This window comes from Streptomyces sp. NPDC104581, from assembly GCF_055583685.1.
The window spans coordinates 108,410-123,081 of record NZ_JBVJNN010000001.1 but is presented as its reverse complement, the minus strand read 5'-3'; the positions used below and the strand labels follow the sequence as shown (position 1 = coordinate 123,081).

At 71.4% G+C, this 14,672-nt stretch carries 14 protein-coding genes; 6 read left to right on the top strand and 8 right to left on the bottom strand.

Features of this window, described 5'->3' with window-relative positions; genetic code table 11:
* Positions 1 to 18: 18 nt before the first annotated feature.
* The gene (locus ACZ61E_RS00530; RefSeq protein ID WP_469696297.1) at positions 19 to 363 is read left to right on the top strand and encodes a trypco2 family protein; all 345 of its coding nucleotides are present in this window, start codon (positions 19 to 21) and stop codon (positions 361 to 363) included.
* A gap of 76 nt (positions 364 to 439) precedes the next feature.
* On the opposite strand, the gene ACZ61E_RS00525 is transcribed toward ACZ61E_RS00530, so the two are convergent.
* From ACZ61E_RS00525 to ACZ61E_RS00515, 3 genes are all read right to left on the bottom strand, one after another.
* Complete coding sequence (locus ACZ61E_RS00525) at positions 440 to 1,567, bottom strand: type III polyketide synthase (RefSeq protein ID WP_469696295.1); 1,128 nt, start codon at positions 1,565 to 1,567, stop codon at positions 440 to 442.
* Between the two features lie 10 nt (positions 1,568 to 1,577).
* Complete coding sequence (locus ACZ61E_RS00520; protein ID WP_469696294.1) at positions 1,578 to 2,786, bottom strand: cytochrome P450; 1,209 nt, start codon at positions 2,784 to 2,786, stop codon at positions 1,578 to 1,580.
* Between the two features lie 447 nt (positions 2,787 to 3,233).
* Positions 3,234 to 4,016, bottom strand: a complete 783-nt coding sequence (locus tag ACZ61E_RS00515; protein WP_469696293.1) for a calcium-binding protein — start codon at positions 4,014 to 4,016, stop codon at positions 3,234 to 3,236.
* 156 nt (positions 4,017 to 4,172) lie between these two features.
* Between ACZ61E_RS00515 and hemC the strand changes: the two genes are divergently transcribed.
* The 3 genes from hemC (at position 4,173) to ligA (ending at position 8,390) form a co-directional block, all read left to right on the top strand.
* On the top strand, positions 4,173 to 5,108 hold the full coding sequence (gene hemC / locus ACZ61E_RS00510) for a hydroxymethylbilane synthase (RefSeq protein WP_469696292.1): 936 nt from the start codon (positions 4,173 to 4,175) through the stop codon (positions 5,106 to 5,108).
* Positions 5,109 to 5,241: 133 nt separating this feature from the next.
* Positions 5,242 to 6,165: a TIGR03564 family F420-dependent LLM class oxidoreductase gene (locus tag ACZ61E_RS00505; RefSeq protein ID WP_469696291.1), complete on the top strand. Its 924-nt coding sequence runs from the start codon at positions 5,242 to 5,244 to the stop codon at positions 6,163 to 6,165.
* 92 nt (positions 6,166 to 6,257) lie between these two features.
* On the top strand, positions 6,258 to 8,390 hold the full coding sequence (gene ligA, locus ACZ61E_RS00500) for an NAD-dependent DNA ligase LigA (protein WP_469696289.1): 2,133 nt from the start codon (positions 6,258 to 6,260) through the stop codon (positions 8,388 to 8,390).
* Between the two features lie 59 nt (positions 8,391 to 8,449).
* On the opposite strand, the gene ACZ61E_RS00495 is transcribed toward ligA, so the two are convergent.
* From ACZ61E_RS00495 to ACZ61E_RS00475, 5 genes are all read right to left on the bottom strand, one after another.
* Entirely contained in the window at positions 8,450 to 8,923 is a 474-nt protein-coding gene (locus tag ACZ61E_RS00495) for a hypothetical protein (RefSeq protein WP_469696288.1), read from the bottom strand.
* Positions 8,924 to 9,005: 82 nt separating this feature from the next.
* Positions 9,006 to 9,872 carry a glycoside hydrolase family protein gene (locus tag ACZ61E_RS00490; RefSeq protein WP_469696286.1) on the bottom strand — a complete coding sequence of 289 codons (867 nt, stop codon included), beginning with the start codon at positions 9,870 to 9,872 and terminating at the stop codon, positions 9,006 to 9,008.
* Between the two features lie 53 nt (positions 9,873 to 9,925).
* Positions 9,926 to 10,630: a thaumatin family protein gene (locus ACZ61E_RS00485; protein ID WP_469696284.1), complete on the bottom strand. Its 705-nt coding sequence runs from the start codon at positions 10,628 to 10,630 to the stop codon at positions 9,926 to 9,928.
* 202 nt (positions 10,631 to 10,832) lie between these two features.
* The gene (locus ACZ61E_RS00480; protein ID WP_469696282.1) at positions 10,833 to 11,249 is read right to left on the bottom strand and encodes a PGPGW domain-containing protein; all 417 of its coding nucleotides are present in this window, start codon (positions 11,247 to 11,249) and stop codon (positions 10,833 to 10,835) included.
* 105 nt (positions 11,250 to 11,354) lie between these two features.
* On the bottom strand, positions 11,355 to 11,669 hold the full coding sequence (locus tag ACZ61E_RS00475; protein WP_469696281.1) for a nuclear transport factor 2-like protein: 315 nt from the start codon (positions 11,667 to 11,669) through the stop codon (positions 11,355 to 11,357).
* A 262-nt stretch (positions 11,670 to 11,931) separates the two neighbouring features.
* Here ACZ61E_RS00475 and ACZ61E_RS00470 point away from each other — a divergent pair, with 262 nt between their 5' ends.
* Together ACZ61E_RS00470 and ACZ61E_RS00465 are read left to right on the top strand one after the other, a co-directional pair.
* A complete protein-coding gene (locus tag ACZ61E_RS00470; protein ID WP_469696279.1) occupies positions 11,932 to 14,343 on the top strand; it encodes an AbfB domain-containing protein in 2,412 nt (803 codons plus the stop codon).
* A 20-nt stretch (positions 14,344 to 14,363) separates the two neighbouring features.
* Positions 14,364 to 14,567 carry a hypothetical protein gene (locus ACZ61E_RS00465; protein WP_469696277.1) on the top strand — a complete coding sequence of 68 codons (204 nt, stop codon included), beginning with the start codon at positions 14,364 to 14,366 and terminating at the stop codon, positions 14,565 to 14,567.
* Positions 14,568 to 14,672: the final 105 nt, after the last annotated feature.

The following is a 14,672-nucleotide window of genomic DNA, read 5'->3' as shown; positions in this document are numbered from 1 at the left end:
TGTAACGGGAGGGGCGGCATGGGCGCGGGTGACGGACGTCGCGGACGGGGCGGGCACGGCGGTGCGGAGACCGCCGGTCTCGCCGAGGTGATCGGCCGGATCCGCGAGGAGCTGGAAGAGGCGCAGCGCGACGGCCGGGAGAGCAGGCTCCAGTTCCGGGTGGAGCGCGTGCACGTCGAATTCGCCGTGCAGGTGCGGCGCGAGGGAACCGGCAAGGCGGGGCTGAACATCGGGGTCGTCACGGCCGAGGCGGGCGGGACGGCGGCGAGTGAGAACCTGCACCGCATCGAGATCGAGCTGATGCCCCACGACCGGGACGAGCGACCGGAGGGCCCGGGGATCAGCATCGGCGGCCAGAGGTAGCGCCCGGTGTCCCGCCGATGGGTGTCGTACGGGCCGGGAGCGCGTACGACACCCGCCGGTGGCACCGGCCGGGAGGTCAGCCGACCGTGTCCGGCTGCGACATCAGGGCCGGCGTCGGCAGGATCACTTCCCGTTCGATGTGCTCGCCGTCCTGACCGCCCACCGTCCAGGTCCCGAGGCTGATCTCGGCGGTGATGCCGGGGCCGAAGCCCGCGATCACCCCCCGGGCGCCGTGCTCGGCGCCGCCGTCCTCGAAGAAGCGGTCCAGCGCGTCGAAGATGACGCCGCTGGCGATGTTGCCGCGCTCGGTGAGGGTCGCCCTGCTGTAGCGGAACATCTCCGCCGGGACGTCGAGGTAGTGGCAGAGGTCGTCCAGGATCCTCGGCCCTCCGGCGTGCACGATGTAGAAGTCGAGTCCGGAGACGTCCCAGTCGTGCGGCTCGGCCATCTCCCGCATGGCGGGCGCGAGTACGGACATGGTGCCCGGCACGCGCTTGTCGAGCATGAAGTGGAAGCCGGTGTCACGGACCGCGTAGGAGATCCAGTCCTCCGTGTCGGGCACCAGATGGGACCCGTTGCGCTCCAGCTGTACGCCGGTGCCGCCCCGGCCCCGGACCACCGCGGCGGCCACCGCGTCCCCGAAGAGGCCGTTGGAGAGCAGATTGCCCACCGCGAGGTCCGTCGGCTGGTAGCACAGTGAGCAGAACTCACAGGCGACGATCAGCACGTTCGACTCCGGGTACGCGGAGCAGAAGTCGTGCGCGCGATTGATGGCCGCGCCGCCCGCGGCGCACCCCAGCTGGGCGATCGGCAGCTGGCGGGTGTTCGTTCCGAAGCCCATGGTGTTGATGAGCCACGCGGTCATCGAGGGCATCATGAAGCCCGTGCACGACACGTAGACGATCATGTCGATGTCCCGCGGCGTCAGTTCGGCGTGGGCCAGTGCCCGCTCCGCGACCTCGGGCACCCTGGCCTTCGCCTCCGCCTCGTAGGCGTCGTTCCGGGCGGTGAAGCCGGGATGGCGGAGGGTCTCCTCGATGGGCCGCACCAGCCGTCTGGTGCGGACGCCCGTGTTGCTGATCAGCCGCACGGCGAGGTCGAGTTGAGGGTGATCGGGATGGAGCGTCCGCGCCAGCTCCACGGTCTGTTCCATGGTGATGACGTGGTCGGGGACGGCGATGGCGGGCCTGCACAGAGTTGCCATGATCAGCTCCTTACCAGGTGACCGGCAGGGCGAGCGGGTATCGCCAGATCGAGACGGTGTTCCACCGCACCTCCTCCGCCGGTACGGCCAGACGAAGGTCGGGGAAGCGGGTGAGCAGTGTGCCGATGGAGACCTGGAGCACCATGCGTGCCAGATGGGCGCCCAGACAGTGGTGGCTGCCCCACCCGAACGTCATGTGCGGGGCGGGATCCTCGCGGTGGAAGTCGAGCTCGTCCGGCCGCGCGTAGGCGAGTTCGTCGCGGTTGGCGGTCAGGTAGGACACGTGGACCGTGTCGCCCGCCTTGATCACGACACCGTCGAACTCGACGTCCTCCAGGGCCACGCGGGGGATGCCGACGCCCTGGCGGAAGGGGATGTGGCGCAGCAGTTCCTCAAGGGCCTGCGGCAGCAGTTCGGGGCGGGCGCGCAGCTCGGACGCCAACTCGGGCCGGGTGAGCAGCGTGTAGACGATGTTGCTGATGTTGTACGTCGTGGTGTCGTGGCCGGTGATCACCAGGAGCATGGCCAGCACCGTCAACTCGTCCTTCTCGAGCATCTCGTCACCGATGCGCGCCGTCGCGAGGGCGCTGATCAGGTCCTCGCCGGGGGCGCGCCGCCGCTCCGCGGTCAGCTCGGAGAAGTAGGCCCGCAGCCACGCCTTCGCCTCGACGGCCGAGTTCCGGTCCGCGGCGTTCATGGACATCATCTCCATGGCGCGCTGCCGCAGTTGGGGTCGGTCCGCCTTCGGGACGTCCAGCAGCTCGCAGATGGTCAGCAGCGGCAGCCGGTCCGCGAGGTGGTCCGCGATGTCGGCCGGCGGGCCGCTCTCGGCCATGGCGTCCAGCAGTTCGTCCACGGCCCGCTGTGTCCATGGGCGCAGGGCCTCCACCTGTGGGGTGGTGAACGCCTTGTTGATCAGTCTGCGCACCCGGTTGAGCGCGGGCGGGTCCATGAGGTTGATCGACTCGGACTGGGCGATGGGCGCCGGGGTGATCCGGGGGAAGTCCCGCCCGACCAGGGCGGCTCGGCTGAAGCGGCGGTCCGAGGTGACGGTCTTCACGTCCTCGTACCGGGTGACCAGCCAGCACTCGCCCTCCCCGTACGGCATGCGTACGCGGGTGACGGGTGCCTCGGTCCGCATCCGGGTCATGAAGGGGTCGGGTTCCAGGGCGTCGTCGTGACGGAAGGGGCAGGTCTGTACTGAGTCAACGCCGGTCATCACAGCACTCCCACAGCGAAGATGGTCACTAACGGTGACGTTGGGCAACCTTGAGTTCATTCCGCACCCCGGGAGCCGCCATGCGCGGAAAATGCCAAGCTCACCTGTACGGGTAACTGGTGGCCCGGGGCACATGTCGCCGTCGCCGTGGGGCCGCCTCGCGGGGGAGGCGCCCCCACGTTCGGCCATATGCTTACGGCGCCTTTATGGCGCGCGAAGTCTCGCCGGGCGCGGCGGAAGTGCCGCCGAACGCGCCGGAGCGCGGTGCCCCGGCGCCGGCCTGCCCACGCGCTCGCTCGTTCCGGTGGCGCGGCGGGCGATCACGGTTCGGCAGGGCCCGCCGGCGCGAGAACCCTGGTGGCGGGGCGTGCCGGACGCCCTGGAGGTGAGGATCGCGGCATGACGCGTACCGCCCACCGTGCCGTCGGCGCCGCGGTCGGGCATCCGTCAGCGGACGTCGACGAAGTCGCCCGTCGCCTTCTGCGGAGCGGTGGTGTTCGTGCCGGCGAAGTTCCACCGCCAGTAACCGTCGGTAGCGGCCTTGACGGTCGTACGGAGGTCGCCGGTCCCGTCGGTCCTGAGGGTCTTGACGGTGGCGTAGGTGTCGCTGTTCTTCGGACGGAACTGGAGCGCCACCGGCTGCCCGGTGTAACCGGCGTAGCGGTAGGAGTCCCAGTTCGCGCGGGTCAGTTTGCCGGTGACCGTGATGGTCCGCCCCTTGGCGACCGGTTCGGGCGCGGCGTTCACGGTGAGCCTGGCGGCGCGCTGGAGCCGGAAGGTACCGGCGTGCCTCGTGTAGAGGGAGTCGCCCGTGGTGGTCTCCACCAGCGTGTCCACGTACCAGACACCCGCGTTGGCGTTGCCGAGATCGAAACCCTCCTGGTACGGGTCACGGCGCGGATCCACGGTGAAGCCGGTGGTGCAGGCGGTGGGGCTCTCGCAGAAGGTGTCGGTCGTGTAGAAGCCGACGCTCGGCCCCAGCAGGTCGACGTCCGCGAAGTGGAGCCCGGGGGCGGGGCTCCCGTGGACGGTGACGGTGAAGGAGTTGCGCTCGGTCGTGCCGACGACCACGTCCTTCCCGCCGTTGACGGTGACGCCCGTGACCACGGGGTCCGCGGAGACGGTGGAGGCGGAGGAGGGGGAAGGGATGTTGTCGGCGAGTGCGTTCGGTGCGGTGAGCCCGCCCACCGCCGCGGCGAGGGTCAGGGCGACAACGGCTTTTCTGGTCATATCAGGTACGACCACCGAAACCGGCAAAGGTTGCGGACGCCCCGGCCGCTTCGCTCGCACACCTGCCCGAGACGGCCAACGTATCCGTCCCCCGGGGGAGATGGGCCCCCGGGGCGGATGACGGTGTCACCCGCCGGACGCTCTATCGTGTCCGCCATGTCCACCCCTGAACTGATCCGCATCGTCTCCCGCGACTCGCCGATGGCGCTCGCCCAGGTGGAGCGTGTGCGCACCGAACTCACCGCGCTCCACCCCGGCATCGTGACCGAGGTCGTCCCGGTCAAGACGACCGGCGACAAGTGGATGGGCGACCTCTCCCTGGTGGAAGGGAAGGGTGCCTTCACCAAGGAGGTCGACGCCGCGCTCATCGCCGGGCGGGCCGACCTCGCGGTGCACTGCGTCAAGGACGTGCCCGCGGACCGGCCGCTGCCCGCCGGGACGGTCTTCGCCGCCTTCCTCAAGCGCGACGACATCCGCGACGCCCTCATCCACCCCGGCGGACGCACCCTCGACGAGCTGCCCGCGGGCACCCGGGTCGGCACGTCGTCGGTCCGGCGCGTCGCCCAGCTCGCCGCCTCCCATCCGCAGCTCATCTGCGTACCGATGCGGGGGAACGCCAACCGCCGGCTGGAGAAGCTCGCCGCGGGCGAGGCCGACGCGCTGCTGCTGGCCGCGGCCGGCCTCGAACGCATCGGACGCGGCGACGTCATCAGCGAGATCCTGCCGGTGGACCTCATGTGCCCGCCCATCGGAGCCGGGATCCTCGCGCTCCAGTGCCGCGAGGACGACACCGACACCATCGACGCGGTCTCCGCGCTCGGCGACCGGGACACCTACAGGGAAGCCTCCGCCGAGCGGATGTTCCTGCACGTTCTCCAGGGCCACTGCAACAGCCCGATCGCCGGATTCGCGCACGCCGAGCGCAGCGGTGGGCTCTCCCTGCGCGCGAGGGTCTTCACCCCGGACGGCAAGACGGTCCTCAACGCGCACGAATGGGCCGGCCCGCTCGACCCCGCCACCCTGGGCACGTCGGTCGCCGTGGCCCTGCTGCGCCAGGGAGCGCGCGAGCTGATCGACTCCATCGCGCACTGAGGCCCGCGACGGGCCCAGGGTCCTGCCCCGGCCCGCCGGCCCCCGGCCCCGCCCCGGGCCGCGTCCGGCACAGTTGACACAGCCGTCACACACCGGCGGAATGCGGGACCTGCGGGCGCTCGTTTCCGCCGACATGACAGTGGGAGTAGCACTCAACGCGACGGAATCCGACAACCAGATCGACGCCACCGTGCGGCTCGCGGGGGAGGCCGCGGCGGCGGGACTGCGGTCGGCCTGGTTCGGACAGACCTTCGGCGCCGACTCGCCGCAGCTCGCGGCCGTCGTGGGCCGGGAGGTACCTGACCTCCAGGTCGGCACGTCCGCCGTCCCCGTCTTCGGACGGCACCCGCTCACCGTGGCGAGCCAGGCCCTGACCGCGCAGGCGGCCACCCACGGCCGCTACCACCTCGGTCTCGCACTCGGCACCAGACTCCTCACCGAGGGCGGCTACGGCATCCCGTTCGAACGGCCCGTCGCCCGGCTGCGTGAATTCCTCACCGCCCTGCGGCAGTTGACCGAGACCGGCACCGCCGACTTCGACGGCGAACTGCTCACCGCGCACACCCCCGTCCCCGCCCGCGTGCCGGGAGCCGACGCCGGCGTGCCGCTGCTCGTCGCCGCGATGGGACCGCGGGCGCTCGCTGCCAGCGGTGAGCTGGCCGACGGGATCCTGCCCTATCTCGCCGGACCCCGCGCCCTGGCCGAGCACATCGTCCCGGCCGTCACCAGGGCGGCGGAGGCGGCGGGCCGCCCCGCGCCCCGGATCGTGGCACTCGTGCACGGCGTGGTCACCGACGACGTCGACGCGGTCCGGGCGCGGGCCACCGACGCGCTCGCGTTCTACGAGCAGATCCCGTCCTACGCCCGGGTCATCGAACTCTCCGGCGGCACCCGCGCCGTCGACGTCGCCGTGATCGGCGACGAGCGGACGCTCTCCGCCGAGGTGCGGCGCTACCGGGACGCCGGGGCGACGGAAGTCGTGTTCGCCGGCACGGAGATCGCCGGGGACGCCGACCGGCGCCGCACCTGGGATCTCCTCGGCGCGCTCGCCGGCTGACCGCGGCCCCACCCTCCCCAGTAGTGACAACGCCCCTGGTCAGGCCCCTTCCCGCGGCTCGGGCAGGGGCGTTGTCAGTGGTGGGCGGCAAGATGAGACGCATGACGACACCCGCAGCCGTTCTTGTCGACGCAGCCGCCTACGCCACCGCGGTGGAGACCGCGACGAAGGCCGCCGCCGCCTACTACGCGACGGGCGAGAGCGCCCTCGACGACGACGCCTACGACCGCATGGTGCGGGGCATAGCCGCCTACGAGGAAGCCCATCCGGACGAGATCGCGGCCGACTCGCCCGTCGGGAAGGTCGCGGGCGGCACGGTGGTCGGGGACGTGCCGCACACGGTCCCGATGCTGTCCCTGGACAACGTCTTCGGCGCGGACGAGTTCACCACCTGGGCCGCGTCCGTCGAGCGGCGGATCGGGCGGCCGGTCGAGCACTGGAGCGTCGAGCCGAAGCTGGACGGCCTGGCGGTCGCCGCCCGGTACGAGACCGGCCGGCTGGCCCGGCTGATCACGCGCGGGGACGGACTGGCGGGCGAGGATGTCTCCCACGCGATCGGGATGATCGCGGGCCTGCCGGACCGGCTCGCCGAGCCGGTCACGCTCGAAGTGCGGGGCGAAGTCCTCATGACCACCGAGCAGTTCGAGCGGGCCAACACGCTCCGTACGAGCCACGGCGGGACCCCGTTCGCCAACCCGCGCAGCGCCGCCGCCGGCAGCGTCCGGGCCAAGGACCGTCCGTACCAGGTGGAGATGACGTTCTTCGCGTACGCGGCGCTGCCCCTCGGGGAATCCGCTGACGAACTGACCGTCTCCCTCACCGGACTCCCGCACAGCGAGGTGCTCGCGCTCGTGGCGGGCCTCGGTGTCCTCACGACGGCGGGTACGACGGTTCCGCCCCGGACGGTGACCGACACCGACGCCGTGCGCGTGCGGGTCGAGGAGATCGGGGCGCTCCGCGCGGAGCTGCCGTTCGGCATCGACGGCATCGTCGTCAAGGCCGACGCGGCGGCCGACCAACTGGCGGCCGGATCGGGCTCCCGCGCGCCCCGCTGGGCCATCGCCTGGAAGCTTCCGGCCGTCGAGAAGGTGACGCGGCTCCTGGACGTGGAGTGGAACGTCGGCCGTACGGGCACCATCGCGCCCCGCGCCGTCCTGGACCCGGTCGAGATAGACGGGTCGACCGTCACGTACGCCACCCTCCACAACCCGAACGACATCACCCGCCGTGACCTGCGGATCGGCGACCACGTGATGGTGTACAAGGCGGGCGACATCATCCCCCGCGTCGAGGCGCCCGTGGCGCATCTGCGCACCGGGGACGAGAAGGCGATCGTCTTCCCCGAGGTGTGCCCGCAGTGCGGTTCCGGTATCGACACCTCGGAGCAGCGCTGGCGCTGTGTGCGCGGCCGCGACTGCCGTGTCGTGGCGTCCATCTCGTACGCCGCGGGACGCGACCAGTTCGACATCGAGGGCCTGGGCGCGACCCGCGTCGTCCAGCTCGTCGACTCGGGGCTCGTCGCGGACATCGGCGACCTGTTCACCCTCACCCGCGAGCAGGTCCTCGGCCTCGACCGGATGGGGGAGACCAGCACGGACAACCTCCTGGCCGCGATCGAACGGGCCAAGGGGCAGCCGCTGTCCCGTGTGCTCGCCGCCCTCGGCGTGCGCGGCACCGGACGCTCCATGTCCCGCCGGATCGCACGCCACTTCGCGACCATGGAGCTGCTGTGCGCCGCCGACGCGGAGGCGATCCAGCGCGTCGACGGGATCGGCGTCGAGAAGGCCCCGACGATCGTGGCGGAACTGGCCGGACTGGCCGACCTCATAGCGAAGCTGCGCGCCGCCGGGGTCAACATGACCGAGCCCGGAGCCACGCCGCCGTCCGACGACCCGGCATCCTCCGAGGACGGCGAACCTGGCGCGGACGCCGGTCCGTTGGGAGGGATGACCGTGGTGGTCACGGGCGCCATGACGGGACCGCTGGAGAAGCTCTCCCGCAACCAGATGAACGAACTGATCGAGCGCGCGGGAGGCAAGTCGTCCTCCAGCGTCTCCGGGCGCACCTCGCTCCTGGTCGCGGGGGAGAACGCGGGATCCAAGCGGGAGAAGGCGGAGAAGCTCGGCACGCGTGTGATGACGCCCGACGAGTTCGCCGAGCTGATCGCCCCGCTGCTCACCGACGACGCCGACGCGGCCGGCGTGTCACTCCCGTCGGGCGATTGACGGGCCGCGCCCCGTCGCCTGCCCCCCCGGCACCGGGGGGCAGGCCGTCCAGACACGGCCTAGGGTCGGGCGCCGGGACGGACGTACGTCACGTCGAAGTCGGTCAGCCAGACCTCGCCGTCGTCCGAGCGTTCCCAGCCGCCCCTGATCGTCGCGCCATCCGTGTCGAACGTGCCCGTGAACCGCTGGTGGAAGCCGGGTGCCGCCCGCCACTGCCTCCACACGCCGTCGGTCAGGCTCGTGCGGTAGACACGCGCGACCCCCCGCCCGTCGGTGTACAGCGTCGTGAACTCGTCGGCCGTGTCGTCGTAACCGGTCACGGTCGTCGTGGGGAAGGGCGCGTGCCCCTCCCACTCCGGCGGGAGCACCGTCCCGGGCCCGGTGTCCGCGCGCTGGGCGAGCAGGGTCCCGCCCTCCAGCCAGACGAACTCGGCGCGGACCGGGCCCGCGCGGTGCCCGGCGGCCCACATGTCCCACTCGCCCACGAGCCCGTCCAGTCGGCGCAGCGCGGCGTGGGGTGTCGGTCGACGCAAGGGATTCTCCTCTTCACCGTGCGGGGGAGTGCTCTCCCCCTGTCGGTAGTGACGGAGTGGAGACCCCGGAGTCATCCCGAACTCATCGGCCCGCCTCACGGTAGGCGAGCCCGGAGGCGTTGGGGGTCGCGCCGTTGTAGAGCCCGGTCCGGCTGGTCTCGGTGGACAGGGTGAACCAGGAGTAGCGCTCCACGTACGACTGGCTCTCCAGCATCGCCGTCGACGAGCGGATGAAATCGATCTGCTGCTGCTCGCTGGGGTAGCGGGGTGTGCCGCCGGAGAAGTCGATCAGGGCGTACTCGGTCAGCCAGATCGGCTTGCCGTAGCGGTCGTGGACGGCCTGGAGATAGCCGCGCAGCTGCTCGGCGGCGGCCGGGCCGAAGTCGCCGCCGTACCAGTGCAGCGGGATGAAGTCGACGCGGTAGCCGCGCGCCGCGGCCCCCGACATGAAGCGGTCCAGCCAGCCGCCCGGGGTGTCGCCGCCGTAGGCGACGGAGGGCGCGCCGAGCCGCAGGCCGGTCGACTGGAGGCGCGGCCACAGGTCAAGGGCCTGTTCGACCGTCATGTCGGCCTGTGCGGCCATGTCGGGTTCGTTGAAGCCGAGGAGCTGGGTGCCCTGCTCCTTGGCGCGGGCCAGTTCGGCGTCGGTGACCGAACCGGCACCCCAGATCATCGGTACGAACTCGGTGCCCGCCGGTTCGGCGACGCTGCCCGGACCGGTCGCCCAGCTGTAGTACCAGGAGGCGCCCAGGTCGGCGAGTGCCTCCGAGGCGCCCGCGACGGAGTTCACGCTCACGCCCTGGCGCGAGGACGCGGCGTCCTCGCCGTGCGCCGCCGGTCCGGAGAAGAAAGCGCACAGCAGGGCCAGCAGCGGCGCGAGGACCAGCAGGGGCCGGCGGAGGGGAGACGGCGCGGGAGAGGGGACAGAGGAAGCAGAGGATCCGCTCACGGGGCTTGCTCCAACGGTGTGTGGGGGAGTGGGGACTCGGCGGGCCCCGGACATCAGTGGAAGGTGACCGTGAAGCCGCTGCACGCCCGGCACTGGCGCATCACCTGGTTGCCCGGGACCGTGTCCTGCTTCGACCAGGCGTAGGCCTTGGGGCAGTGGGCGTTGACGGCTCTGCTGTAGTCGGTCTGCGCGTCACGGTTGGGATTGACGCAGAGCATCGGCGCGCCCGTGACGGGGTCGGACGTCAGGTTCTCGGGCGGGCAGTGGGAGAGGAGCTCGTTCGAGCAGCCCATCTCCTCGCATTCGCCGCCGTTCGGCGGTGGCGCGACACCGAGTGGGGTGATGGTCACCGGCAGCGAGACCGCGTTGACGTAACTGACGTTGTACCAGGGCGCCAGCCCGTCCGAGGGGTCGAAGTTGAACTCGGCGAGGCTCGCGGGCTGTTCGCCCGTGCTGCACCGGTCGGCGTACGGCCCGCAGTCGGCGACCCGGCAGTGGAACGTGCTGCCCGGCTCGCCGGAGCAGCCCTGGCGTGCGAAGAACTTGCCGCGCCAGTGACCGGGCGCGGAGTTCTCCGGAACGGTGATGGTGGCCGACTGCCCGTCGTCGAGGACGGGCAGGCCGGTGAGTACCGCCGATCCGTCGGCGTTGACCGTACTGCCGATCCACACGCGCTGACCGGACTGGTTGACGAAGGTGACGGTGCGCTCCGCGGCGGCGGCCGCCTGGGCCCCGGGGCCGGCGGCTCCGGCCAGCACACAGGCGAGAGCGAGGAGGAGAGCGGACAGTGCGGAACGGACGACTGACGCCGGGCGAGCGCCTGACCCGGACCGAGTACCGGAAGATGACGAACGGACACCCATGTGGATCGCCTCTCGTGGGGGAGTGACACGGAGAGCGGCAATCATGAACATGCCATGTTGTGCGGGTGGTCAGCCTACGACACGGAGTGACGGCGTGTCATCGCCCCGCGTCCGGGGGCTCGCCGCCGCGCGTCGTGCGATAGCTGTACACCAACAGGGCCACAAGGAGCAGACTCGACAGAATCAGCCCCGCACCCGTGGGCCAGCCACCGAAGGGCAGTTCGGGCATCAGGCCCCAGAACAGCCCGGCCGTCAGCAGGGCCGCCGCGGTGAGGGCGGCTCCGGTGATCCGGAGCGCGGAGGAGACGCTCTCCCTGGCCGCCCGCATCGCACGCTCCCTCACCGGGTCGACATAGCGGGCCACGGCGGGGAACTGATCGGAGATGACCAGCAGCCCGGCGAGTACGAGCAGCAGGCCGGGTCCGGGCAGGACGAGCAGTGCGATACCGATGAGCAGCAGCGCCACTCCCGCCACGAGCGCGAACCCCCGGCGCAGATGGGTCCGTCCGCGCACCTCACTCACCTCTCTGGTCTCACCGGACGGGACAGGAGCGGCCCGGACCCGCTCCTGCGGGACCGCGGTCCCGGTGCGGTCCCCGTGCGGTCCCGGTGCGCCGCCCTACGCCTGGCCCGTCTCGAAGCGGCTGATACGGCCGTCCGTAACCGTGAAGGCCCAGCGCGTCCGCATCGTGCCGTACGTCGCGTTGGTGAACGCCGCCGTCAGCTCGCGCCCCCCGTCGGAGGCCGACTGGACCTCCATCCGGCCGCCGGCGGAGAAGATCTCCTTGTCCACCCAGGCCGCGAGGTCGCGTTCGCTGCCGTCGTCGGACATCGTGGCGTCCGGCGCCAGGAGGGCGAAGAAGGCGTCCCGGTCGCCCCCGTTGATCGCCGAGATGAACGCGGCGACCGCCGGGTCCTCGGGGATGGCGCTCATGGTGGTCCTCCTTGTGGTCGGCCGGTGCCCGGTGAGTTGGCGGACGGCCGGGCGGGTCGCGGTCCGTGCGCGGACACGACGGACGGGTGCGACGGGCCGGCGCCACGGGCAGTGCCATCATCACGCCTGCCGCGCCACCGCGCAGCCCGGCGGAACCGGCCCGTGCGGGGAGGGTGTACAGCCAACTTCCAACGATGTAAAAGATGCCTACGGGCCGCACCAACACCGTCCTCGCCCGTATGACCGAGGAGGGCAATCGACCATGCACGCCTCGTACGTCCCGGACGCCCCGGCGCCGCGCCCCACCCCCACCCCCACAGCCGCCCGGCGGGACCCGGCGGGCCCCCGCCGCGCACCGGGCCGCCCGACCGCCTGGCTCGGCGCGCTCCTGCTGCTCTGCGCGAGCCTGGTGGTGGCCGGCGGCCCCGCCGAGGCGAAGGCCGCGGCCTGGCAGCCCAAACCGTCACCCATGACCACCCCGTGGACCGATCAGGTCCCGGTCGACAATCCGCTGCCGGAGTACCCGCGCCCCCAGCTCACCCGCCCCGACTGGCTCAACCTCAACGGCATCTGGGACTTCGCGGTCACCGGGGCGGGCGCCGGACAGCCCGCCGCCTTCCCCGAGCAGATCAGGGTCCCGTTCGTCGCGGAGTCGGCCCTCTCCGGCATCCAGCGAAGAATCACCCAGAACGACAAGCTCTGGTACAAGCGGAACTTCACCGTGCCGGCGAACTGGGACGGCCGCCGCGTCCAGCTCAACTTCGGCGCGAGCGACTGGCAGACCACGGTCTGGGTCAACGGCCGGCAGGCGGGCGCCGCCCACAGCGGCGGCTTCGACGCCTTCTCGTACGACATCACGCCCCTGCTCACCACGGGCACCAACACCGTCGTCGTCTCCGTCTTCGACCCGTCGCAGACCGGCGGCCAGGCCGTCGGCAAACAGCGGATCAACGACGTCACCCCGCACCCCGGCGGAGGCATCTTCTACACGGCCGCCTCCGGAATCTGGCAGACCGTCTGGCTGGAGCCCACCGCCGCCGCCCACATCACCCGGCTCGACATGGTGCCCAGCCTCTCCGACAACTCGCTGAAGGTCACCGTCCGGGCCGCCGGTGTCGCCGGCCACACCGCCAGGGTGACGGTCTCCTCCGGCGGTACGACCGTGGCCACCGCCACCGGCCCCGTGAACAGCCAGTTCTCGGTGGCGGTACCGAACCCGCGCCTCTGGACCCCCGAGGACCCGTTCCTCTACGACATCCGGACCGACCTGCTGTCGGGCCCCGGCGGCACGACCGTCGACTCGGTCGGCAGCTACACCGGGATGCGCTCCGTCTCCGTCGGCAAGGTGGGAGGTGTCCAGCGCCCCCTCCTCAACGGCAAGTTCGTCTTCCAGACCGGCACCCTCGACCAGGGCTACTGGCCGGACGGCATCTACACGGCCCCCAGCGACGCGGCGCTGCGCCACGACCTCCAGAAGCACAAGGACCTCGGCTTCAACATGGTCCGCAAACACATCAAGGTGGAGCCGCAGCGCTGGTTCTACTGGGCCGACCGGCTCGGGCTCCTGGTGTGGCAGGACATGCCGTCGATGGACACCCGGACACCGGACGGCGCGGCGCGCGTGCAGTGGGAGGCGGAGTACGACCGGATCATCGACCAGCACCGCAGCTCACCGTCCCTGGTCATGTGGGTCAACCAGAACGAGGGCTGGGGCCAGTACGACCAGGCCCGGATCGCCGACGAGGTCAAGGCGTACGACCCCTCACGCCTCGTCAACAACATGAGCGGCGTCAACTGCTGCGGTTCCGTCGACGGCGGCAACGGTGACGTCATCGACAACCACATCTACGTCGGTCCCGGCACCACGACACCGACGGCCACCCGCGCGGCCGTCCTCGGTGAGTTCGGCGGGCTCGGCTGGAAGGTGCCGGGTCACGAGTGGTACCCGGGCGGCGGATTCAGCTACGAGGACCAGGCGAGCGTCGCCGCGCTGAACAACCGCTTCGTCGGGCTGATCGACACCATCCGCGAGAACCAGATGCCCAGCGGTCTCTCCGCCTCCGTCTACACCGAGATCACCGACGTCGAGAACGAGGCCAACGGTCTGCTGACGTACGACCGGCAGGTGGTCAAGGTCGACGCGGCCCGTGTCAGGGCCGCGAACCTCGCGCTCATCGACGCCTCGCGCAACCCACCGCCGCCGGTCACGCTGCCCACCGGCCAGAACAAGTCGCTTCGGGTCACCACACCCGGCCACACGGGCAAGTACCTGCGCCATCAGGAGGGGCTCGCGTTCACCGCGCCCGTCGACGCCAACAGTGACAGTCTGCTGAAGAACGACGCCACCTGGAAGATCGTCCCCGGCCTCGCGGGCAGCGGGTGCTACTCCTTCGAGTCCCGCAACTACCCCGGCCAGTACCTGCGCCACCGCGACTTCCGGGTCTACAAGGAGGCGGGTGACGGCTCGGCGCTCTTCCGGGCCGACGCCACGTTCTGCGCCCTTCCCGCCGACGGGGGAGTGCGGCTGGCCGCCTACAACATGCCCGGCGGCTATCTGCGGCACATCAACTCGGAGGTGTGGATGGCGACCCGAGGCGGCCCGCGCGCCTGGGACAACGCGGCGTCGTTCACGCAGGACACGACCTGGTCCGTCGACAACCCGTGGGCAGGGTGAGCGTGTGCGAGCATTCCGGTATGGATCTGCCCAAACTCGAACTGGCCGTGCGGCGACTGCGTGACGCCGAGGAGGCCCTGGACGCCGCCCGCGCCGACGTGGAGATCGAGGCGGTGCTCGCCGTGCGCCGGGGCGAGAGAGTCGAAGACGTCTCGTCGACCTCGGGAATCACACCGCACGACCTGATGAGACTGGAGAAGACGGCGGACCCGAGTCCGGCCTGACCGCCTGACCGCCGGGGGGGGGGGGGGGGGGGGGGGGGGGGGGGAACGACACCCCCCCCCCCCCCCCGGGCGGGGGGGGGGGAGGGAGAAAAAAAAAAGGAGGAG